The sequence below is a fragment of the Hydrogenophaga sp. PAMC20947 genome, assembly GCF_004795855.1.
Taxonomy (GTDB): domain Bacteria; phylum Pseudomonadota; class Gammaproteobacteria; order Burkholderiales; family Burkholderiaceae_C; genus Hydrogenophaga.
Genome location: NZ_CP039252.1, coordinates 95,479 through 117,507 on the forward strand (window position 1 = coordinate 95,479; position 22,029 = coordinate 117,507).

General features: G+C 63.0%; 19 protein-coding genes. 15 read left to right on the plus strand and 4 right to left on the minus strand.

All coding sequences use genetic code 11. The features are described 5' to 3' along the window. Positions 1-9 precede the first annotated feature (9 nt). The 7 genes from E5678_RS00445 (at position 10) to E5678_RS00470 (ending at position 7,192) form a co-directional block, all read left to right on the plus strand. Complete coding sequence (locus tag E5678_RS00445; RefSeq protein ID WP_136176709.1) at positions 10-1,560, plus strand: ABC transporter ATP-binding protein; 1,551 nt, start codon at positions 10-12, stop codon at positions 1,558-1,560. After that, positions 1,547-2,602, plus strand: a complete 1,056-nt coding sequence (locus E5678_RS00450) for an ABC transporter permease (RefSeq protein ID WP_136176710.1) — start codon at positions 1,547-1,549, stop codon at positions 2,600-2,602. The genes E5678_RS00445 and E5678_RS00450 overlap by 14 nt, the downstream gene beginning before the upstream one ends. Then, complete coding sequence (locus tag E5678_RS22760; protein WP_281728089.1) at positions 2,599-2,727, plus strand: hypothetical protein; 129 nt, start codon at positions 2,599-2,601, stop codon at positions 2,725-2,727. Before E5678_RS00450 ends, E5678_RS22760 begins: the two co-directional genes overlap by 4 nt. 4 nt (positions 2,728-2,731) lie before the next feature. Beyond that, positions 2,732-3,652, plus strand: a complete 921-nt coding sequence (locus E5678_RS00455; protein ID WP_136176711.1) for an ABC transporter permease — start codon at positions 2,732-2,734, stop codon at positions 3,650-3,652. 119 nt (positions 3,653-3,771) lie between these two features. Further along, entirely contained in the window at positions 3,772-4,917 is a 1,146-nt protein-coding gene (locus tag E5678_RS00460; RefSeq protein WP_136176712.1) for a BMP family ABC transporter substrate-binding protein, read from the plus strand. Between the two features lie 185 nt (positions 4,918-5,102). Beyond that, entirely contained in the window at positions 5,103-6,164 is a 1,062-nt protein-coding gene (locus tag E5678_RS00465) for an aromatic ring-hydroxylating dioxygenase subunit alpha (RefSeq protein WP_136176713.1), read from the plus strand. A gap of 20 nt (positions 6,165-6,184) precedes the next feature. Continuing rightward, positions 6,185-7,192: an adenosine deaminase gene (locus tag E5678_RS00470; protein ID WP_136176714.1), complete on the plus strand. Its 1,008-nt coding sequence runs from the start codon at positions 6,185-6,187 to the stop codon at positions 7,190-7,192. Positions 7,193-7,287: 95 nt separating this feature from the next. On the opposite strand, the gene E5678_RS00475 is transcribed toward E5678_RS00470, so the two are convergent. Continuing rightward, a complete protein-coding gene (locus E5678_RS00475; RefSeq protein WP_136176715.1) occupies positions 7,288-8,031 on the minus strand; it encodes an NUDIX domain-containing protein in 744 nt (247 codons plus the stop codon). Between the two features lie 306 nt (positions 8,032-8,337). On the opposite strand from E5678_RS00475, the gene E5678_RS00480 reads away from it, so the two are divergent. From E5678_RS00480 to E5678_RS00495, 4 genes are read left to right on the plus strand one after another with little or no spacing between them, the layout of a single operon-like run. Continuing rightward, positions 8,338-9,204: a cysteine hydrolase gene (locus E5678_RS00480; RefSeq protein ID WP_136176716.1), complete on the plus strand. Its 867-nt coding sequence runs from the start codon at positions 8,338-8,340 to the stop codon at positions 9,202-9,204. Positions 9,205-9,257: 53 nt separating this feature from the next. Next, the gene (gene pncB / locus E5678_RS00485) at positions 9,258-10,463 is read left to right on the plus strand and encodes a nicotinate phosphoribosyltransferase (protein WP_136176717.1); all 1,206 of its coding nucleotides are present in this window, start codon (positions 9,258-9,260) and stop codon (positions 10,461-10,463) included. After that, positions 10,460-12,160, plus strand: coding sequence for an NAD+ synthase (locus E5678_RS00490; protein WP_136176718.1), 1,701 nt, complete (start codon positions 10,460-10,462; stop codon positions 12,158-12,160). Before pncB ends, E5678_RS00490 begins: the two co-directional genes overlap by 4 nt. Before the next feature lie 43 nt (positions 12,161-12,203). Beyond that, entirely contained in the window at positions 12,204-13,283 is a 1,080-nt protein-coding gene (locus E5678_RS00495) for a bifunctional nicotinamide-nucleotide adenylyltransferase/Nudix hydroxylase (protein ID WP_136176719.1), read from the plus strand. A gap of 206 nt (positions 13,284-13,489) precedes the next feature. Here the strand turns inward: E5678_RS00495 and E5678_RS00500 are convergent, their stop codons facing one another. Beyond that, positions 13,490-14,617 (minus strand): HupE/UreJ family protein, encoded by a 1,128-nt coding sequence (locus E5678_RS00500; protein ID WP_348770358.1) that lies wholly within the window; start codon positions 14,615-14,617, stop codon positions 13,490-13,492. Next, positions 14,614-15,780: a hypothetical protein gene (locus E5678_RS00505; RefSeq protein ID WP_136176720.1), complete on the minus strand. Its 1,167-nt coding sequence runs from the start codon at positions 15,778-15,780 to the stop codon at positions 14,614-14,616. The genes E5678_RS00500 and E5678_RS00505 overlap by 4 nt, the downstream gene beginning before the upstream one ends. Positions 15,781-15,896: 116 nt before the next feature. Between E5678_RS00505 and E5678_RS00510 the strand changes: the two genes are divergently transcribed. Then, a complete protein-coding gene (locus tag E5678_RS00510) occupies positions 15,897-16,082 on the plus strand; it encodes a hypothetical protein (protein ID WP_136176721.1) in 186 nt (61 codons plus the stop codon). A 153-nt stretch (positions 16,083-16,235) separates the two neighbouring features. Here the strand turns inward: E5678_RS00510 and E5678_RS00515 are convergent, their stop codons facing one another. Beyond that, on the minus strand, positions 16,236-16,478 hold the full coding sequence (locus tag E5678_RS00515; RefSeq protein ID WP_136176722.1) for a hypothetical protein: 243 nt from the start codon (positions 16,476-16,478) through the stop codon (positions 16,236-16,238). Positions 16,479-16,540: 62 nt separating this feature from the next. Between E5678_RS00515 and imuA the strand changes: the two genes are divergently transcribed. From imuA to E5678_RS00530, 3 genes are all read left to right on the plus strand, one after another. Further along, the gene (gene imuA, locus E5678_RS00520) at positions 16,541-17,392 is read left to right on the plus strand and encodes a translesion DNA synthesis-associated protein ImuA (RefSeq protein ID WP_247596864.1); all 852 of its coding nucleotides are present in this window, start codon (positions 16,541-16,543) and stop codon (positions 17,390-17,392) included. Continuing rightward, a complete protein-coding gene (locus E5678_RS00525; RefSeq protein ID WP_210731961.1) occupies positions 17,334-18,662 on the plus strand; it encodes a DNA polymerase Y family protein in 1,329 nt (442 codons plus the stop codon). Before imuA ends, E5678_RS00525 begins: the two co-directional genes overlap by 59 nt. A gap of 112 nt (positions 18,663-18,774) precedes the next feature. Further along, positions 18,775-21,909, plus strand: a complete 3,135-nt coding sequence (locus E5678_RS00530; RefSeq protein ID WP_136176723.1) for an error-prone DNA polymerase — start codon at positions 18,775-18,777, stop codon at positions 21,907-21,909. Positions 21,910-22,029 lie beyond the last annotated feature (120 nt).

The following is a 22,029-nucleotide window of genomic DNA, read 5'->3' on the forward strand; positions in this document are numbered from 1 at the left end:
GATGCCCGTATGACCACACCCCGACTCCAGCTCTCCGAGATCACCAAGCGCTACCCCGGCGTGGTGGCCAACAACGCGGTTTCCCTGAATGTCATGCCTGGAGAAATTCACGCTGTGCTGGGGGAAAATGGGGCGGGCAAGTCCACTTTGATGAAGATCATCTACGGATCGGTCAAGCCCGACGAAGGTTCGGTCACGTTCAACGGCCGGTCGGTGCAGGTGCGCAATCCCCAGGAAGCCCGAGCGCTCGGCATCAGCATGGTGTTTCAGCACTTCAGCCTGTTTGACACGTTGACCGTGGCTGAAAACGTCTGGCTCGGTCTTGACAAATCGCTTTCCCTGGCCGAGGTCAGCGCCAGCATCACGGCCAAGGCCGCCGAATACGGTCTGGACATTGACCCGGCGCGACCGGTGCACACCCTCAGTGTCGGTGAGATGCAACGGGTGGAGATCATTCGGGCGTTGCTCACCAGCCCTCAGCTGTTGATCCTCGATGAACCCACTTCGGTGCTCACGCCCCAGGCGGTTGAGAAGCTGTTTGTCGTGCTGAGAAAGCTGGCGGCCGAGGGCTGCAGCATTCTCTACATCAGCCACAAACTCCATGAGATTCGGGCCCTGTGCAACGCCTGCACCGTGTTGCGAGGCGGGCAGGTGACAGGCGTGTGCGACCCTCGCGAGGAGAGCAATGCTTCGCTGTCGCGCCTCATGATTGGCGCAGAGCCACCCGCGCTGCAGGTGCGTGAGCTCAAGGCTGGGGCCGCGGTGCTGGAAGTTCAGAGCCTGTCCCTCAAGAGTGGTGAGCCCTTTGGTACCGATCTGCACGACATCGCGCTGACGGTGCGCGAAGGTGAGGTGGTGGGCATCGCCGGCGTATCGGGCAACGGCCAGAGTGAATTGCTCTACGCGCTGTCGGGCGAAGACACCCATGCGCCTGCGGACAGCATCCGCGTGGCAGGGCAAGACGCCTCGCATTTGTCTCCGGGCCGCCGCCGTGCGCTGGGGCTGCATTTTGTGCCCGAAGAGCGGCTAGGGCGCGGTGCCGTGCCCACGTTATCACTGGCGCAGAACCTGCTGCTTTCGCGCCGCGATACCTTGGGCCCGGGCGGCTGGCTGCGCCTCGGCGCACTCAAGGCCCAGGCGGCCGACATCATTGAGCGTTACAACGTCAAGGCCAACGGTCCGGGCGCGGCGGCCAAATCGCTGTCGGGTGGCAACCTGCAGAAGTTCATTGTGGGGCGTGAAATCGAAGCCAAACCCCGCTTGCTGATCGTGAGCCAGCCCACCTGGGGGGTCGATGTTGGCGCAGCGGCGCAGATCCGCGGTGAAATCCTGGCTTTGCGCGATGCGGGCTGTGCCGTCCTGGTGGTGAGCGAAGAGCTGGAGGAGCTCTTTGATATCAGCGACCGCTTGCATGTGATCGCCAAGGGCCGGCTCTCGCCCAGTCTGGACCGCGCCGATGCCACCATCGAGTTGATCGGTGAATGGATGTCCGGCCTGTGGGACGACAGTGTTGCGAACCCCGATAACAACAAGAAGGAGTCCGCCCATGCTGCGACTTGAAGCCCGTCCCCAACCGTCGGCGCGCTGGGGCTATGCCTCACCGTTGCTGGCGCTGGCCATCACGGTGGTCATTGGCGTCATTCTGTTTGCCTTGCTGGGCAAAGATCCGGTGCGTGGCCTTGAAGTGTTCTTCTGGGAGCCGATCAAGAGCACCTATGCCTTGTCCGAGCTCATGGTCAAAGCCACACCGCTGCTCATCATCGCCCTGGGCCTGGCGGTGTGCTTTCGCTCCAATGTGTGGAACATCGGGGCCGAGGGGCAGTACCTGATTGGCGCCATCTTCGCTTCGGGTGTGGCTTTGACGGCAGGTCCCGACACGGGTGGCTGGATCGTGGCGCTGATCGTGTTGGCCGGCGTGGCCGGGGGCATGTTGTGGGCCGGTATCACGGCCGTGTTGCGCGACCGTTTCAACGCCAACGAAATTCTGGTCAGCCTGATGCTGGTGTATGTGGCGGTGCAGGTGTTGAACTACCTGGTGTACGGCCCCTGGAAAGACCCGCAGGGCTACAACTTTCCGCAGACCAAAACCTTTGAGGCCGTGACCCAGATTCCCAAACTGATGCAGGGTTCGCGGGTCAACATCGGTTTGTTGATCGCGCTGGCGGGTGTGGCGGGCATGTGGGTGTACCTGTTTCGCACCTATGCCGGCTTTGCCCAGCAGGTGGGGGGACTGGCGCCCGCTGCGGCGCGCTATGCCGGATTTTCTTCGCGTAAGGCCTTGTGGGTGGCTTTGCTGACTTCGGGCGGCGCAGCCGGTTTGGCGGGCGCTCTGGAGGTGGCCGGGCCGGTTGGGCAGCTCACGCCGTATTTGCCAGCGGGCTATGGTTTTGCCGCCATCATCGTGGCTTTTGTGGGGCGCCTGCATCCGGTGGGAATCGTGTTTTCCGCTATCTTGATGAGCATGTTCTACATCGGCGGGGAGCTCGCGCAGTCGCGGTTGGGGCTGCCCAAGTCCATCACCGGGGTGTTTCAGGGCCTGCTGCTGTTTGCACTGCTGGCCTGCGATACGCTGATTGCTTATCGGGTGGTGTGGAAAAAATGAAAAAGATTTTGACCACCAGCTTGCCTGGCGTCACCACATTCTGTGGGCTTTTCCGGGGCGTTGGCTCCAGTGGCCCGACCACGGCTCCGGCGCAGGCCTGGCACACCGATATCAAAGGGATTTGACGCCATGGAATCCATTGCACTTTTGCTCGGCTCTTCGCTCAACGCGGGCACCGTCCTGGCCATTGCTTCGTTGGGCCTGCTCCTCAACGAAAAGGCGGGCATCGTCAACCTGGGTGCTGAAGGCATCATGCTGTGCGCTGCTCTGGCGGGTTTTGCCGTGACTGTCCACACCGGCTCCTACCTGGCGGGGTTTGGCGCCGGCATGCTGGTCGGCGCCTTGCTCGCAGGTGTGTTCGGTGTGCTGGTGATCTGGCTCAACACCAACCAATATGCCACCGGGCTCGCGTTGACCTTGTTTGGAGCGGGATTCTCGGCTTTTGCCGGCACGAGCTATGTGCAAGCCAAGCTGCCGCCTTCAACCGACTTTTCCATCCCTGTGCTGTCCGAACTGCCGCTGCTGGGCCCCATGCTGTTTCGCCAGCACTTCATGGTGTACGGCACGGTGGCGCTGACCCTGGGTCTGATCTGGTTTCTGTACCGCACGCGTGCCGGGCTGGTGCTGCGCAGCGTGGGCGAGAGTCCCGAATCGGCGCACGCGCTCGGTTACCCCGTGCGGCGCATCCGGCTGATGGCGGTGATGGCGGGCGGCGGTTTGTGTGGTTTGGCAGGCGCCTATGTGTCCACGGTGTACACACCCTTGTGGGTCGAAGGCATGATTGCTGGCAAGGGCTGGATCGCGCTGGCGCTCACCACCTTCGCCACTTGGCGGCCTGCGCGTGTTTTGCTGGGCGCTTACCTGTTTGGTTTTGTCACCATGCTGCAGTTCCACCTGCAGGGTATGGGCGTCAACGTGCCAAGCCAGTTCCTGACCATGATGCCGTATGTGGCCACGATCGTGGTGCTGGTGCTGATCTCGCGCAACCCGGCCTGGATCCGCATCAACATGCCCACATCCATCGGCAAACCCTTCTATCCGGGGTCGTAGGCATGTTCTTTGCATGGCCCTGTGGTCTGGCGCCGTCCAGTGTTTACACTGGATAATCAAAAAAGTTCCCCAACAAGTTTCCGCTTTCCCTCTCACCATTCTCACAACAAGAGGTTTTCATGACTGACCTGAGCAAACGTTCCCTGATGAAGCTCGCTGCCTTGACCGCAGTGGCCAGCGCCGCGCTGATTGGCTGCGGCAAGAAAGAAGAAGCTGCACCCGCACCGGCGCCTGTGGCCGCGGTGGCCGAAGCCCCCAAGGCTGAGCCGCTGAAGGTGGCATTCGCTTATGTTGGCCCTGTGGGTGATGGCGGTTGGACATTCGCCCACGACAGCGCCCGCAAAGCCGCTGAGGCCGAGTTTGGCGACAAGATCAGCACCAGCTATGTGGAAAGCGTGCCTGAAGGCCCGGATTCCGAGCGCGTCTTGCGAGACATGGCCAGCCAGGGCAACAAACTGGTGATCGGCACCACCTTTGGCTACATGGAGCCCATGCTCAAAGTGGCGGCCGACTTCCCCGATGTGAAGTTTGAACACGCCACCGGCTACAAGACTGCGGCCAACATGCGCACCTACGACAGCCGCACCTACGAAGGCGCCTACATGGCTGGCGTGATCGCCGGCAGCATGACGAAGTCCAACACCCTGGGTGTCGTGGGTTCGGTGCCAATTCCTGAGGTGCTGCGCAACATCAACAGCTTCACGCTGGGCGCGCAGTCGGTCAACCCCAAGATCACCACCAAGGTGGTCTGGGTCAACGCCTGGTTTGATCCACCGAAAGAAACCGAAGCGGCCACCTCGCTGATCAATGGCGGCGCCGATATTCTTTTCCAGAACACCGATTCGCCGGCTGTGCTGAAGACCGCCGAAGAGCGCGGCAAGCGCGCCTTTGGTTGGGACTCCGACATGACCGCCTACGGCCCCAAGGCCCACCTGGGTTCGGCCATCATCAACTGGGCGCCTTACTACAAGAAAGCCATCGGCGATGCGCTGAACGGCACCTGGACCACGGGCGGCGTGTGGTGGGGCGTGAAAGAAGGGGCCATTGACATGGTTTCGATAGCCGAAGACGTGCCAGCCGATGTCAAGGCCAAGGTCGAGACCATCAAGGCCGGCCTGAAAGACGGCAGCTTCTCCATCTGGAAAGGTCCGATCAAGGATCAGGATGGCAAGGAACTGCTGGCGGCTGATGCCGTGGCCGATGACGCCTTCCTGGGTGGCGTGAAGTTCTACGTCAAGGGCGTTGAAGGCAAAGTGCCGAACTGACTTTGACCCACCCCTGCGCCGCGCCTGCGGCGCGTCACCCCCTCGAGGGGGCGATGCTGGCGGCCCGGCAGAGCCGGTTCCGCGGCATCCTGAGTGGGCTTGCCCTCAGTGGCACGGTATTGTGAAAAAGGCCGCTGCAGATGCAGCGGCCTTTTTCTTGGGCGATCTGCGTGGAGAATGGGCACATGATGGAAAAGCAGCTTTGGCATCCGGTGATCGCTTCCACCGAGGTGCGCGACAAACCGGTCGGCGTGAGCCTGCTGGGCGAGGCGTTGGTTTTGTGGCGTGAGCCAGGGCATGAGGGGGCGACAGGGGTGGTGCATGCCTGGTCAGACCGCTGTCCGCACCGGGGTGCCCGTTTGTCTCTGGGGCGGGTGCTGAACCATTTGCATGGATCTCGACTGGAGTGTCCGTACCACGGCTGGCAGTTTGCCGGCGATGCGGCTGCCGAGCAGTCGGCGTCTGCATGTGCGCGTTGCGTGCACGTGCCCGCAGCGCCCGAGTTTGTGCCGCCTGTGAGCCACACCGCCACAGCGTTTGAAGCGCGAGAAGCCCACGGTCTGATCTGGGTTCGCTTGATGAAGCCCGAGGCTATCGTGCCTCCCTTGCCTGATGGGCTGACCGAGCCTCCCGCTTTCGAGCCCTGGACAGACAGCGAATGGCGCCAGTTGTTGTGCGGGCCGTACGAGGTCAACACCAGTGCGCCCCGTTTGGTTGAAAATTTTCTTGATCTGAGTCACTTCGGATTTGTGCACGAAGGCTGGCTGGGTGCGCGCAGCCATGCGCAGGTGGAAACCGGTCAGGTGCAAGAAGGCGCAGAGGGCTTGCAGGCCAACGCTTGCAAGGCCTGGCAGCCGCGCGGTTATGCGGGGGCTGACGGTGGTGCCTGGGTGGCTTACCGCTACACGGTGCCGCATCCGTTTGCCGCCGTGTTGCGCAAAGATGCGACCGAGGGCGACCCGGTGAGCAATGCCATTGCCCTGTTCATCCGCCCCGACGGCGCTGAGCTTTGCACCGCCTGGTTTGCCATGGCCACGCTGGGCGATCTGGCCGACGACGAAGAGCTGCGCAGCTTTCAGGATACGGTTTTTGCGCAAGACCGCCCTGTGGTGGAGTCCCAGGTGCCCAAACGGCTGCCCGTTCACAAATCCGGTTCCGTCGGGGAGGTGCACAGCCCGGCGGACCGCATGTCCAGTGCCTACCGCCGATACCTTGTCCGGCTCGGTGTCGAGCTGGGTGTTTGCTGAATACTCACGAAAGAACCACCATGTCAGCCACCGAACTCGCCCGCAGCATTCCAAAAGCTGAGCTGCACATCCACATCGAAGGCTCCCTGGAGCCCGAGCTGATTTTTGCGCTGGCCGAGCGCAATGGCGTGAGCTTGCCCTATGCCAGCGTGGAAGCGCTCCGGGCCGCCTACGCCTTCACCGATCTGCAGAGCTTTCTCGACATTTACTACGCAGGCGCCAGCGTATTGCTCCAGGAGGGCGATTTTTACGACATGGCCTGGGCCTACTTTGAGCGTGCACGGGCGGACAACGTGGTGCATGCCGAGCTGTTTTTTGATCCGCAAACCCACACGGCGCGTGGCGTGTCCATGGGAATCGTCATGGAAGGCCTGTCGCGCGCCTGCGCCGACGCGAAGCAAAAGTTGGGCGTGAGCGCATCCCTGATTTTGTGTTTCCTGCGCCACTTGAGCGAAGAAGACGCCTTCACCACGCTGGAGGCCGCGTTGCCTTACCGGGAACATTTCATCGGGGTTGGTCTGGACTCGAGCGAGCTGGGCCACCCGCCTGAAAAGTTCGAACGGGTCTTTGCCCGTTGCCGGGATCTGGGTCTGAAACTGGTGGCCCATGCGGGGGAAGAGGGTCCGCCCGAATACATGTGGCAGGCCATCGACCTGCTCAAAGTGCAGCGCATCGACCACGGTATCGCTTGCCTGCAAGACCCTTTGCTCGTGGCCGAGCTGGCCCATACCCGCCTGCCCCTCACGGTGTGTCCGCTGTCCAACCTCAAGCTCTGTGTGGTGGACGATTTGCGTGACCATCCTTTGAAAAAAATGCTGGAAGCTGGCCTGTGCGTCACTGTCAACTCCGATGATCCTGCCTATTTTGGCGGCTACATGAACGCCAACTTTGTACAGACGGTGGAAGCACTGAACTTGTCGAAAGAAGACGTGGTGGCCCTGGCGCGCAACAGCTTTGAAGCAGCCTTTGTTGACAGTGAGCAACGCAGGCGCTTCATGCAGATGGTCTCTGCGGCCCAGACCGCCTGAGGCGTCTGCGTTTCTCCGGCGGCCCCGCAAGTGGCGGCTATGGCGCAAAGCGTGTCTGCGTTCATTCCCTCCCCTGAGGCGGGTTGAAGGCAGGATCAATGGTCACTGCGGGGGCTGAAGGTTCTGGGAAAGTACGCCAGCGGTTGATCGGCATTCATGCGGTATCCCATGGCCAATCTTGGTGCGCCAACGTCTATGGGACCGGTTTCTTCCAGAAAGCTTGCCGCGAGCATGCGGGTTCGAAAGCCGCTTTTGTCGACCGCTCTGCCCAGCACCAACTCATAGGCTTTTTGCAGTTGTGGCAGCGTGAATGGCTGAGGCAGCAGGTGAGCCGGGAGGGAGGTGTATTCGACCTTGGCGCGCAATCTTTGAACGGCCACACGCAGTATTTCCGCGTGATCAAACGCCAACGTCTGGTGTTGCACGCCTGAGTCCACAGGAAACCACTGGGCGTCCTGGCTGTTGCCACCTTCTTGCAGCGTGACCCCGGTGATGGGCAACAAGGTGAAATAAACGTGGGTAGCAGACCACCCGCGTGGGTCTCGCGCGGCGCCGCCCCAACTGCCCAGCTGCTCCAGATAGGGCGTGTCCACCCCGGTTTTCTCCTTCAACTTGCGTTGGGCACATGCCTGAAGTGATGCGTCTTTGTGCACATCGACAAATCCGCCAGGCAGCGCCCAGTCATTCGGGAAGGGCTCTTTGGGCCGATCGGGGCGTTGCACCAGCAACACCTGCAACTGGTCTTCCCGCAGTGTGAAGACCACCAGATCGACCGTGGTCAAGGGCCGCTCGAAGCGCAGTTCGGGCGCGTCTTTTGGGGGGTGGGTCGTGCCAGTCATGGAGCCTTTTTTCAACAACAACGTGCGACGCCGTTGACACCTGAGATAAAGGATGTACTATACAACTTATCAGATAGGTTGTTCAGTACAACTTAATGCAGGAGGGCATTCAAAGATGCGGTTGAACCGCCCAGGTTTTGATCAGAGGCACTGCTCATGTTCGGTATTCACGGTATCCCGTCGCGGCCTGCGGTTCATCTCATGCCATTCGGGAAAAGGCGGGTGGTGCGGTGACGGTGTGTATCGTTACCGCTTTGGGCGCCGGAACAAACCGATCACAGATTCAATAATTTCAGGAGGACTCCCATGAAACAGAACATCCAGTTGCTCATCATCGATCCACAAAACGATTTTTGTGACGTGCCGGAACCGTGGCAAGGGGTCGATCCCCTTTCGGGACAGCGCATCGCGCCAGCTTTGCCGGTGCAGGGCGCACATGCCGACATGTTGCGGTTGGCCGAGCTGATTCAAGCCGGTCAGGCGGGTTTGTCCGACATGGTGGTCACGCTCGATTCACACCACCTGTTTGACGTGGCCCATCCCGCGTACTGGCAGCAGGCCGACGGATCGCCGGTTGCCCCGTTCACCCCCATCGCGGCGCAGCAGGTGCGTGGTGGCCTGTTCCGCACACGCGACCCGGGCGCACAGACACGAACCCTGCAGTACCTCGATGCGCTGGAAGCGCAGGGCCGCTACGGGCTGATGGTGTGGCCGCTGCACTGCGAAATCGGCACCTGGGGGCACAACGTACACGCCGCTGTGCGCCAGGCCTACAACCAATGGGAAGTTGCGTTGTTGCGCACGGTGCAGGTGGTCTACAAAGGCAGCAACCCCTGGACGGAACATTACAGCGCGCTGCAGGCCGAAGTGCCCGACGCGACCGACCCCGACACCCAGCTCAACCGCGCCCTGATCGCTGAGCTGGACCGCGCCGATGTGCTGCTGGTCGCGGGTGAAGCCAGCAGCCACTGCGTCAAGGCCACCATGGAGCACCTGGTCGACAACCTGCCCAGCGGAGCGCCGAACAAGATCATCCTGATCACGGACTGCATGAGCCCGGTGGGCGGCTTCGAGGCCGAGGGCAAGGCCTTTGTGGCCGGCATGCTGGCACGCGGTGTGCGTCAGGCCACAGCGGCCGAGGTGTTGCCTCTGTTGCAAGCCAACCGGCCCTGAACCTTCAGAATCCTCCAGGCCACCACCGAATACAGCACACCGAGGAATTCACCATGTCCGCCGAGCAAACAACCGTCATCCAGAGCTTGCTGGAGACCGATCTTTACAAGTTCGCCATGTGGCAGGCCATGCTGCACCGGCATCCGCAAACCCAGGCCGAATACACCTTTGTCTGTCGCAATGAGCCTGCGTTTCCGCTGGCGGAGCTCGCAGACGAGGTCAGCCGCGAGCTCGATCACCTGTGTTCCCTGCGCTTTCAGCCTGACGAACTGGCCTTTATCGGCGGTTTGCGTTACATCAAATCGGACTTCATCGACTTTTTGCGCATCTTCCAGTTTCAGCGCGAGTTCATCGAAGTCAAGACCCGTGGCGAGACGCTGGAGGTGGTGGCACGCGGGCCTCAGGTGCACGTCATGGGCTTCGAGATCTATGTGCTGGCCATCGTCAACGAGTTGTACTTTCGCCGCCTGGGCGATGCGAACACGCTCGATGTGGCCCGAGAGCGCCTGGCTGAAAAAATCGGCTTATTGCAGGCGTTCGATCGCGAGCCGAAAAGGCGGCACCCTTTCCATTTTTTCGACTTCGGTGCGCGCCGGCACTACAGCGGCGCCTGGCAGCGCGAAGTGGTCGCCACCCTGAAAGCGCAGGTGCCCCAGTATTTCAAGGGCACTTCCAACGTGTTGCTGGCCAAAGACCTGGGCATGGTGCCCATTGGCACCATGGCCCACGAATACCTGCAAACCTTCCAGGCCCTGGGTGTGCGCCTGCGTGATTTTCAGAAGGCGGCGCTGGAAGCCTGGGTGCAGGAATACCGGGGTGATCTGGGTATTGCCCTGAGCGATGTGGTGGGCATGGATGCCTTCCTTGCCGACTTCGACCTGTACTTCGCCAAGCTGTTTGATGGCCTGCGGCACGACTCGGGTGATCCGGTGATCTGGGGCGAAAAAGCACTGGCGCACTACCAGACCCTGCGCATCGACGCGAACACCAAACGGCTGGTGTTTTCCGATGGCCTCGACATCCCCACCGCGCTGTCGCTCTACCGCCACTTTGCCGACCGCACCCAGCTGGGGTTTGGCATTGGCACCAACCTCAGCAACGACGTGGGTCTGACGCCGCTCAACATCGTGATGAAGATCACCAGCGCCAACGGGCAACCGGTGGCCAAGCTGTCGGACTCACCTGGCAAAACGATGTGCCACGACGAAACCTACCTGGCCTATCTGCGCCAGGTGTTCAAGGTGGGGGTGGCGTCATGATCCAGCTGACGTTGGCCCAGCTCAATTACACCGTGGGCGACATCCAGGGCAATGTGGCGCTCATGGTCGGTGCGGCTCAGCAGGCCCGCGATGGCGGCGCTGAAATGGTGATTTTCACCGAGCTGGCCCTCACGGGCTACTACCCCGGCGATTTGCTGGACGACCCTGCGTTCCAGCAGCGCACGGCGGCGGGGCTTCTGGCCTTGCTTCAGGCGTCGCGCGAGATGCCCAACCTGGTGTGGATCATTGGTGCACCCATCAACCACGATGGCCCTGGCCGGTCCATGAACAATGGTTTGCTGGCGTTGAAAGACGGTGAGGTGGTCCTGCGCTACGCCAAACAGCTGCTGCCCAGCTACAACATTTTCAACGAGCGGCGTCATTTTGAGCCTGGCCCCGATGTGGCGCCGGTGTTGCGCGTGGGCACCACGCGGGTGGGCTTCATGGTGTGTGAAGACGGGTGGAACGACTCGGGATCCGAGTACGAGGTCAACCCGTTTCGCCGCATGCGCGATGCCGCGCCCGACTTTGTGGTGCTGATCAATGCCAGCCCTTCCGATATTGGCAAACGCGAGTTGCGCCACAAGGTGTTCTCAGAAGCCAGCGCGCGCCACGATTTGCCGCTGGTGTACGTGAACCAGGTGGGTGGGCAGGACCAGATCGTTTTTGACGGGGCCTCGTTTGCGGTGGAGCCTCTGAACGGCATCGTTTTTGAGGCACGGCGGTTTGAGCAAGACGTGACCACCCTGCGCTTCGATGCCGGGCGGTTTTGGATGGGCAATGGGGATGAGCCCGGCCAAGTGAAAACCGAGGGCCTGCCCACGATGGCTTTTTACCAGGCGCAGATTGTTCTGGGCCTGCGCGATTACGCCCGCCGGTGCGGTTTCAAGCAGGCGGTCGTGGGTTCGTCGGGTGGCATCGACAGCGCCTTGACCCTGGCACTCGCTGTGGCCGCTTTGGGCGCCGACAACGTGGCCGCCGTCACCATGCCTTCGCGCTACTCCTCGACCGGTTCGGTGGACGATTCGGTCACGCTGTGTCGCAATCTGGGTATCCCCCTGCACACCCACCCCATCGCTGATCTGGTGGCCGTCTATGCCCAGCAGTTTGAGACCACTTATGGCGAGCCGCTCAAGGGGTTGCCGCTGGAGAACCTGCAAGCGCGCATCCGTGGCACCGTGCTCATGGAGCACTCCAACAGCTTTGGCCATTTGCTGCTGACGACCGGCAACAAGTCGGAAATTTCGGTGGGCTACTGCACGCTGTATGGCGACACCAACGGGGGCCTGGGTCTGATTGGCGATTTGTACAAAACCGAGGTGTTTGCGCTGTCGCGCCATGTGAATGAAGCCGCTGGGCGCGAGCTGATTCCGCAGGCCATCATCGACAAAGAGCCTTCAGCCGAACTGGCGCCCGACCAGAAGGACAGCGACAGCCTGCCGCCTTATCCGGTGCTGGATGAAATCTTGAAATACGTGGTTGAGGGCGAACGACTGGCCCAAGGCGAATACGCACAAGCGAAAGCGTTCGTCAAAGGGCTGCGTGCCCAACCGGAAGGCCTGGCCTTGATCGAGCGCATTCAGCACATGGTGGCCCGCAACGAATACAAGCGGCGCCAAGCGCCGCCGATCATCCGCGTGCGTGCCCGGGCCTTCGGTGCGGGCCGGCAGATGCCCATCGCTGCCAAACACTATTGAATGCCACACTCAGTTTCCCTTGATTGCCACGAAAAAAGTTTCCATGTCTGCACAGCAACCCATTGATATCGCCGTTTACATCGGTCGCTTCCAACCGCTGCACAACGGCCACCTCGCCTTGCTGCGCCAGGCGCTGGATGCCGCGCCGCAGGTGGTGGTGGTCATCGGCTCTGCGCACCAGGCGCGCACACCCAAGAACCCGTTCACCTGGCAAGAGCGGGCCGAGATGATCCGGCTCGCACTGCCCGCGGCCGACCGTGCCCGCGTGCGGTTCCTGCCGGTGCGCGATCATTACGACGAGGCCAAGTGGGTGGTGGCTGTGCGGCAAGGCGTGCAGGCGGCGGCCGAGCAAGCCGGGCTGGGCCATCGACCTGCCGTGGCCTTGATCGGGCATTTCAAGGACGCCACCAGCGCCTACCTGCAGCAATTCGGCGGCTGGACGCTGCGTTCGGTGGAGCGCGCCAGTCCCGTTGATGCGGAGCACATTCGCGGGGCCTGGCTGGGCAACGCGGGCAAGGATCTGGAGGCCACTTTGTCGGCCCTGGCATCGGTGGCACCCAGCACCACCCTGGACTTCATGCGTGCCTGGTCTTGTTTGCCGTTTTACCCGGCGCTGGCTGCGGAATGGCAGATGCTCCAGCAATACCGGCAAGCCTGGGCCAGTGCGCCCTACGCCCCTGTGTTTGTCACGGTGGACACGGTGGTGCGCTGCGCCAACCATGTGCTGCTGATCCGGCGTGGGCAAGCGCCTGGCCTCGGGCTGTATGCCGTACCGGGAGGCTTTATTGAAAGCCGGGAGACCGCGTACCAGTCTGCATTGCGTGAGCTGCGCGAAGAAACGCGTTTGAGTTTGCTGGAATCCACCATGCAGGACTGCCTGAAAAGCAGTGCGGTGTTTGATCACCCCGACCGCAGCCAGCGCGGGCGCACGATCACCCACGCGTTCTATTTTGATCTGGGCCATCGGGCACGGCCCGAGGTGTTGGCCGATGACGATGCGCAGTCGGCGGCTTGGGTTCCGGTGGAAGACCTCGTGGGCCTGGAAGACCAGTTCCACGATGACCACTTCCACATGCTTGACCATTTTTTGGAGCTGCAGCCGGAGGCGGCGCAGCCGGTTTGAACGGGTGGATGTCGCCTCCGCAGATCGAACCAGCGCTTGAATGACCGTGGCCGCATGGGTTTGCGCTTGGGGTTGGTTGTCGGTTTGGCCGATCGCGTTGCTCACGCTGTACCCAAGCATGGGCATTGCGTCTTGCACGGCCGCTGCCCATTCCGGTCTTTGTTGAGCGCGGCGGGCACCCGGTCGGGCTTCGACTCCGCAGGTGATCAGGCGCTGATCAGCTTCAGATCCAACACACGTTCGGCCAGCCAGACCAGGGCCAGCAGCATGATCAGCAGCGAGCCACCCACCAGAATGCCGCGGCGGTAGAAAGCCGTGTTGCGCAACCAGAAGATCACGGGCAAGAGCGCCACCACGATGGCGAGCTGGCCGGCTTCCACGCCCAAGTTGAAACCCACCAGGCTCAAGACCAGGGTTTGCTGCGGCAGGCCCAGTTCGGCCAGTACGCTGGCGAAGCCGAAGCCATGGATCAAGCCAAAACCGAACGCCACCAACCAGCGCCGCCGGTCAAACAGGGGCACGATGTTGTTGAACGCGGCCAACACCACCGACAGCGCAATCGCAGACTCGACCAGGCGCGATGGCAGCGAGATGTAGCCCAGGGCAGCGAGCGACAAGGTGATGGAATGCGCCAGGGTGAATGACGTCACCACCCACAACACCTCGCGTCCCGCCTCGCCCAGCCGGTTGACCCCGCGCCAGCCGTCGTTCGCGCGCACCAGCACCACCGGCAGCAGCAGCGACAGCAAAAACAGGATGTGATCAAACCCGATCCAGATGTGCCAGACGCCTTGCTCCAGAAACTGGCGGAACTGCCTCAGCCGGGAAACACTTTCACCTGAAAAAACCTGGCGCCGGCTGTCGGGTGCGAGCACGCTCGAGTGCGTCAGGCCGTCAAGGTCCAGCCGCAACAAGCCGCGGTGCAAACCATCCAGATCAAACAGCAGGCGGTACTCCAGTGCCAGGTCGCCGGTGTCGGTCGGGCAGGTCGCGGTGAACGTCAACACGGCGTAGGCGCCGTCGGTGTGCTCGTCGACCTGGTGTTGTGTGACCTTCAGCGGACAAACACCGCCCCGCTCAAGCGTCAAGGCGCTGAAGGCCCAGGCCGCTACCGCGTCGTGGCGGGCGCGCAGTTCGCCCCAGGTGATGTCGCCGCTGCCGTCGGCGTCCAGTCCGAGAGCGAAGTCGATGTCGCGCAAGGCAATGTCCCACTGCCCGCTGACTTGCGAGCCCTGCACGTTGAGCACCAGGTAGCTGTCACTGGCCTTGTGGGCCAGCACGGGACCGCAGAGCAACAGCCAGCAGCAGATCAGCAGTCGGCGCCAGCTCATCATCGTGTGCTCCCCGTGTTGGCGTCGGCGCCTGAGGCCTGGCCGAGCTGGCGCATTCGGGTATCTTCAAACCCACTGTTGCGCAACCATTCGCGTGCCGGTTGGGCACTGGCGCTGTCTTTTGCCGCGATGGCCGCCTCCAGCAGGACGCGTGCATCACGAGGCTCGCGCTGCACGGCGTAGTTGTCTCGCGCCAAACGCACCGCGGTTTTGGCGTCTTGGCGCAGGCGCAGTTCGAAACGAGCCTCCTCTGCGCGGTGGGTGGTATCGCCGCGGGCGCGGGCCGCGTCAAACCGGTCTGCCATCATCTGGCGGTGGCGTGCGGCGTCGGGCAATTGCAGTCCCGTCTCTGCTTCGGCGAGGCGCAACAGCAGGCTGTCGGATGACTCCCATGCTTGCAGCAACGGCACCACGTCGGCCGGCCGTTGCGCGTCGAGCAAAAAATCGGTCCAGGCGGCCAGCAGGTAAACGTCGTCCCGACCGAGGGCCAGCGCCTCGCGGTAATGGGCCTCGGCCTGCGCTGGCCTGCCTTGCCAGGCCGCCACTTCACCCAGGCGGGTCTGCAGCCAGAGCTGGTCTTCGGGAAAGCCCGCCAGATTCAGACTTTTCTGCAGCGTTTGATAACCCGCGGCGAGCTGACCACCGTAGGCCTGAGCCAGCCCCAGGCAGCCGCCCGCCAACACATCACGCCCCAGGCTTTGCAGGGCGCCGCAGGCCTGTCGTGCGGCCGCGTAGTCGGCCTTGACCAAAAAGATGGCGCCACGCCAGGCCTGGGCACTGGCATAGGCCGGATCTTGCTTCAGTGCTTCGTCAAGATCGCCCAATGCGCCGGCGAAGTCGTGGCGGTACTGGCGCAGCATGCCGCGCAGGGTGAGCAACGGGGCGCTGTTTGTGGCGGGGAAGCGGCGCACCACCGCATCGGCGTAACCGATGTAACGGGGATCGCCCCGGGCCATCGCCAGATCGAAGTAGCGCCAGGCCAACTGGGTGGCGGCGGCCTCGTCGGTCGGGGCCTGCGTCAGTGCCGCTCGCAAACTGCCCAGTTCGCGTGCTGTTTTGTCACCTGCCCGTAGGGGCAGCTTCTCCAGCACCTCGGCATCACTCGTTGGTGTGCGCGGAGCGGCCGCTGCACCGAAAGTCACCAACAGCAGCAACAGGCCCGCCATGGCTGAAACCCCGCTGCGTAAGGGCAATAAATTTTGTAACAAGCTTCGCCTCTGATTGCAGTACATTGCGTTGGCACCTATGTTGGTGCCCGTTGTTTTGTTTCTCAGGAGACCCTATGCGCAAACTGATTTCCGCTCTGATCGCTTCGACCTTTGCCTTCGCCTCGCTCGGCGCTTTTGCGGCTTCTCATGGCGGCGCCATGACCGATGAGCAAAAAGTGGAAGCCTGCAAAAAGATGGACGAGTCCAAGGCCGACGACAAGATGAAGGCTGAGTGTAAGAAGTTGATGGAAAAGAAGTAATCGCTTCTTCGATGTCCTTCAAAACGGGCCGATGGGCCCGTTTTTTTATGGGCACATGATCCCTCGCACGACCTGGCTTGTCGCAGGGCCTTTCCATGGCCGCACCGCACAAGCCACGGTGCAGCGTCGGCATGTATGGGGTTGCGCCAAGGGTCAGCGCTTGTTCAATGGCAGTCCGGCAATACCGTGGGCCACCGTCTTGGAGACGGTCACCGGCAGGCTGCCCTGCAGGTTCGATGGCTTGATTGGAGTCCGCGCACCCGGCGCACAGACGCGTTTCCATGCGCCTGCCTTGACTGTCTGCATATGCTTGTGCTGCCAGTACTCGCGTTCGCTGACCGTCAGTATCCGCATCGAAAAGACCCGCCAGCGGTTGTGATGTGGAAAAAAGAGCATGGAATGCTCTGGACAGCTTGATTCATTTCGGGTACTGTATATTTAAACAGTACATTGAAACGATGATCGCCTCTGACACCCGCCCGGCCGACGCTCCGTTGCCCGGGCTTTCTTTCCCCTCCAACGCCGCTTTTGACGCTCGGGCTTTGCCTGCGTCGGTTGCGGCGGCGCTGTGGCGTGGCGATCAGTTGGGCAGTGCCGTGGCCCAGGTGTATGCCAGCGGGTTTGAGGCGCTGGACGCGGTTTTGCCCGGCGGCGGTTGGCCGGGCCACAGTCTCACCGAAATCTTGACCGCCCACAGTGGCACGCTGGAGTGGCGTCTGCTCGGCGGGGTGTTGAGCAGCGTGTGCGCCGCCGGGCGATCGGTGGTGCTGGTGGGGCCGCCGCGCATGCCCCATGTGCCGGGGTTGCGGCTGGCGGGTTTGAGCGACAAGCAACTGGTGTGGATTCAGGCCGAAACGCCGGCCGAGCGGCTGTGGAGCGCCGAGCAGTTGATCAAGGCCAACGCCTGCGGCGCATTGATCGCCTGGTTGCCGCAGGTGCGCACCGAGCAGATCCGGCGCCTGCAGGTGTTGGCGGCGGGTTGTGAGGCACCGGTATTTTTGTGCCGCCCGGCGAGTGCGGCGCAGGAATCGTCTGCGGCGCCGCTGCGGCTGCTGGCGCGCGTGGGGCTGGATTGGGAGTTGCTGGTGGATGTGTTCAAACGCAAAGGCCCGCCGCTGGCCGCCATGCTGCGCTTGCCCAGCGTGCCCGCGGGCTTGCACCGCATTCTCACGCCGCGTTTGCGGGTTCCCAGTGCGCTGTTGCCCAGCACGCCTGTCCGTGGGGTTGGTGTTTTTGTTCGTGAGGCTGAGCATGCTCTGGTCCGCACTCCTGTTGCCCCCGCCCAGCGACAACGCACCGTCCCCCATTGAGCCGGCCACGTTGCAGGCGTTGGCGATCTGGGCGTTGCAATTCACGCCCCGTGTGGCCCTCGCTGACGACGCGGTGCTGATGGAGGTGGCGGGCAGCGTGCGCCTGTTTGGCGGGCGGCGCGCGCTGCGCGACAAGGTCTGGGGCGAGGGTCGGGAGCTGGGCGTGGGCCAGCTGGCCTGGGCGCCCAACAGCCTGGCGGCTTTGGCGCTGGCGCGCGCGGGACGGGAAAACGGTTTGCGTGGGCCGCTGGAGGCCTTGCTCGATGCGCTGCCCATGGCTGTTTTGAGCGCGGTGCGGCCCCATGCGCTCACGCTTTCTCACATCGGTTGTCGCACACTGGGCGATGTGCGTGCGCTGCCGCGCGGTGGCATGGCGCGGCGCTTTGACAAGGCGCTGCTGACCGCGCTCGACCAGACCTACGGCCTGGCGCCCGAGGTGCATCAATGGGTGGGCTTGCCCGAGACGTTCGAGGCGCGGCTGGAGCTCATGTTTCGCGTGGACGAAGCGTCCGCGCTGTTGTCGGGTGCCCGACGGTTGCTGCTGCAAATGGCGGGCTGGCTGGCGGCGCGCCACAGCGGGGTGACAGCGTTCACGCTGCATTGGGCACACGATGTGATGCGTTCGCGCGAGGTGGGCGAGGGCGGGCACCTGACGGTGGGCACGGCCGAGCCCACACGCAACGTGGAACACCTCAGCCGTTTGCTGGCCGAGCATCTGGGCAAGGTCGAGTTGGCGGCTCCCGTGGGCGATTTGCGGCTCAGCGCCGACACGGTGCACCGGCTCACCGAGGCCAGCGCTTCGCTGCTGCCCGACAACGCGGTGCACCAGGGCGAGACGCTGCACCTGGTGTTGGAGCGGCTGGCCGCACGACTGGGGCCAGAGCGGGTGTTGCGACCGGTGCTGACCGAAGACCACCGGCAAGAGTGGATGTGCCGCTGGCAACCCGCGCCGCTGGTCTTGCCGCGAAAACCTGCGCCGGGCCCGGAGTTGCCGCAGCCCACGTTTGTCTTGCCGCAGCCGCTGCGCCTGGCCATGCGTGGCAATCGGCCGATTTACCAGGGTGAATTGCAGTTGCTCGCCGGGCCGCAGCGGGTAGAGGGGGGTTGGTGGGACCGGGTCTCGGGAACGCCTGTCGATGAGGCTGAAACCACGCGCTATATGGCACGGGATTACTGGGTGGCGTTGTCGGCGTTGGCGGGGGTGTTGTGGGTGTTTCAGACGCGGCTGGATCACGAGCCGGCTTGGTATCTGCACGGGCATTTTGCTTGAATATGAAACACCCCCGCCGCGCTTCGCGCGACCCCCTAAAGGGGGCGGCACTGGCCGTCCGGCAAAGCCGGCCCGGCGGTGCCCTGGGGGGCGTTGGGCCACGGAGTCACCCATGACGCCGCAACCCCCTGGTATTCCTCCTTATGCCGAGCTGCGGTGCCTCTCCAACTTCAGCTTCTTGCGTGGCGCCAGCCGCCCCGAAGAACTGGTGGAGCGCGCCAAGGCGCTGGACTACACCGCACTGGCCTTGACCGATGAGTGCTCGCTCGCGGGTATCGTGCGCGCGCATGTGGCCGCGAAAGAGCACCAGTTGAAACTGCTGGTGGGCAGCCAGTTCAGGGTGGACTGCGCGCACCCGTTCACGCTGGTGGTGATCGCAACCAACCTCAACGGTTACGGCAACCTGTGTGAGTTCATCACGCGGCTGCGCCGCAGCTCGGCCAAGGGCACCTACCGGCTCACGCTCTCCGGCATCGACGCGGCCAAGCTGGCCGACTGTCTGGTGATCGCCGTGCCCGAGCGCAGCAACACGCAAGCGCAGGTGGATGCCTGCGCGCGCTGGCTGCTCGGGCAGTTCACCGGACGTTGCTGGCTCGGCGTGGAGCAATTGCGCCAATTGAACGATGAAATCTTGCTGTACCAGCTGAGCCAGAGCAGCGCGCTCACGGCGGTGCCATTGGTGGCCGTGGGGGATGTGCACATGCACCTGCGCTCTCGCAAGCCGCTGCAAGATGTGCTCACCGCCACGCGCGTGGGCAAGCCGCTCACCGAGTGCGGTTTCGCACTGGAACCCAACGCAGAGAAACGTTTGCGTTCGCGCCTGGCCCTGGCGCAACTCTACCCGGAAGACCTCATGGCCGAGACGTTGCGCGTGGCCGAGCGTTGCCAGTTTTCGCTCGATGAGTTGAGCTACCAATACCCCAGCGAAGTCGTGCCCGAAGGTGAAACGCCGCCCAGCTATTTGCGCCGCCTGGCCTATGAAGGGGCAGGGTGGCGTTGGCCAGCGGGCATTTCGGCCAAGGCGCATGAGCAGATCGAACACGAGTTGGCGTTGATCAGCGAGCTGAATTACGAGCACTATTTTTTGACCGTGTACGACATCGTGGCCTTCGCACGATCGCAAGGCATTCTGTGCCAAGGGCGTGGCTCGGCGGCCAACAGCGTGGTCTGTTATTGCCTGGGCATCACCGAGGTTGACCCGGCGCGCACCTCGGTTTTGTTCGAGCGCTTCATCTCCAGGGAACGCAACGAGCCGCCCGATATCGATGTCGACTTTGAACACGAACGGCGCGAAGAAGTCATTCAATACCTGTACACCAAATACGGCCGTGATCGCGCCGCGCTCACCGCCGCCGTCATCAGCTACCAGCCACGCAGCACGATCCGCGATGTGGGCAAGGCGCTGGGTTTTGACGAGACCACCCTCAGCGCGCTGGCCAAGGGCCATTGGTGGTGGGACGGAAAAACCATCGCTGAAGAGCGGCTGACCGAAGTGGGGCTCAACCCCGACGACCTCGCCGTGCGCCAGCTCATCCGCCTGAGCGCCCAGCTCATGGGCTTCCCGCGCCACCTGTCGCAACACACCGGCGGCTTCGTGCTCACGCGCGGGCCGCTCTCGCGCATGGTGCCCATTGAAAACGCCAGCATGGCCGACCGCACCGTGATCGAGTGGGACAAAGACGACCTCGACGCCATGGGCCTGCTGAAAGTGGACGTGCTCGCGCTGGGCATGCTGACCGCGCTGCGCAAGTCGCTGGATTTCATCAGCGCGCGCAAGGGCTATGTGTTCCAGATGCAAGACATCCCAGCCGAAGACGAATCCACCTACGACATGATCTGCGCCGCCGACACCGTGGGCGTGTTCCAGATCGAGAGCCGCGCGCAAATGAGCATGTTGCCGCGCCTGCGCCCGCGCTGTTTTTACGATCTGGTGATCGAGGTGGCGCTGGTGCGCCCCGGCCCCATTCAGGGCGGCGCGGTGCACCCTTACCTCAACCGCCGCCAGGGCAAAGAGCCCATCACCTACCCCAAGGCGCTGGACGAGGCGCTGGAGCGCACCCTGGGCGTGCCTGTGTTCCAGGAGCAGTGCATGCAGATCGCCATCATCGCGGCCGGCTTCACACCCGGTGAGGCCGATGGTCTGCGCCGCGCCATGGCGGCGTGGAAACGCAAAGGCGGCCTGGGCAAATACGAACGGCGTTTGATCGACGGCATGACCGAGCGCGGCTACGAACTGGAGTTCGCCAAGGCCGTGTTCGAGCAAATCAAAGGCTTCTCCAGCTACGGTTTTCCCGAAAGCCACGCCGCGAGTTTTGCGCTGCTGGTCTACGCCAGCTGCTGGATCAAACACCACCACCCCGCCGAGTTTCTGGCCGCCATGCTCAACAGCCAGCCGCTGGGTTTTTACACGCCGAGCCAGCTGGTGCAAGACGCGAAACGCCATGGCGTGGAGGTGAGAAAAGTGGATGTGATGTGCAGCGATGGGGATTGCACGCTGGAGTCGAGCCACGACCACTCAGGCCAGCAGAGGCAAGGGGGAACCATCGCCGTGCGCCTGGGCTTGCGCATGGTCTCGGGCGTGAAGCGCGAGGCCATTCAGCGCATCGTGGCTGCGCGGTGCGAGAAACCCTTCGAGAGCGTTGACGATCTCGCGCGGCGAGCAGGCCTGGAGCAACACGACATGCAGCAACTCGCCGCCGCCGACGCGCTTCAGTCTCTGAGCGGCCACCGCCGCCAGCAAGTGTGGGACGCTGCTGCCCTGAAGAGCGCACCCATCCTGCTCAAGGACGCACCGGTGGATGAAGACTGGCTGGCCCTGAAAGAAGCCCCCGAAGGCGAAGCCATCGTGTGGGATTACGCCAGCCTGGGCCTCACCCTGCGCCGCCACCCGCTCGCGCTGTTGCGAACACAGCTGAGCCAGCGCCGTTTCCAGACTTCCGAGGAACTGCACGCCTGCCCCAACGGCCGCCCCGTGCGCACCTGCGGCATCGTCACCGTGCGCCAGCAACCCGGCACCGCGCACGGCGTGGTTTTCGTCACCCTGGAAGACGAAACCGGCACCGTGCAGGTGATCATCTGGCGCGCCCTGCGCGAGCGGTTTCAGCAGGCGTTGCTGGGCGCGCGTTTGCTGGCGGTGCGCGGCGTGTGGCAGCGCGAAGGTGAGGTGGGCAACCTGATCGCCGGGCACCTGGAGGACTTGACGCCGTTGCTGGGGCGGCTGGCGACGGGTAGCCGGGATTTTCATTGATGGGTAAGAAAGTCAGATTTCGGCCACAAGGCATCATTTACGGCGATTGCCAAAACCGGTCCTTCGACGGTGATCTTCCATTGAAGCTGCGTTAGCAGTAACCAGATGCTCTCAATCGTG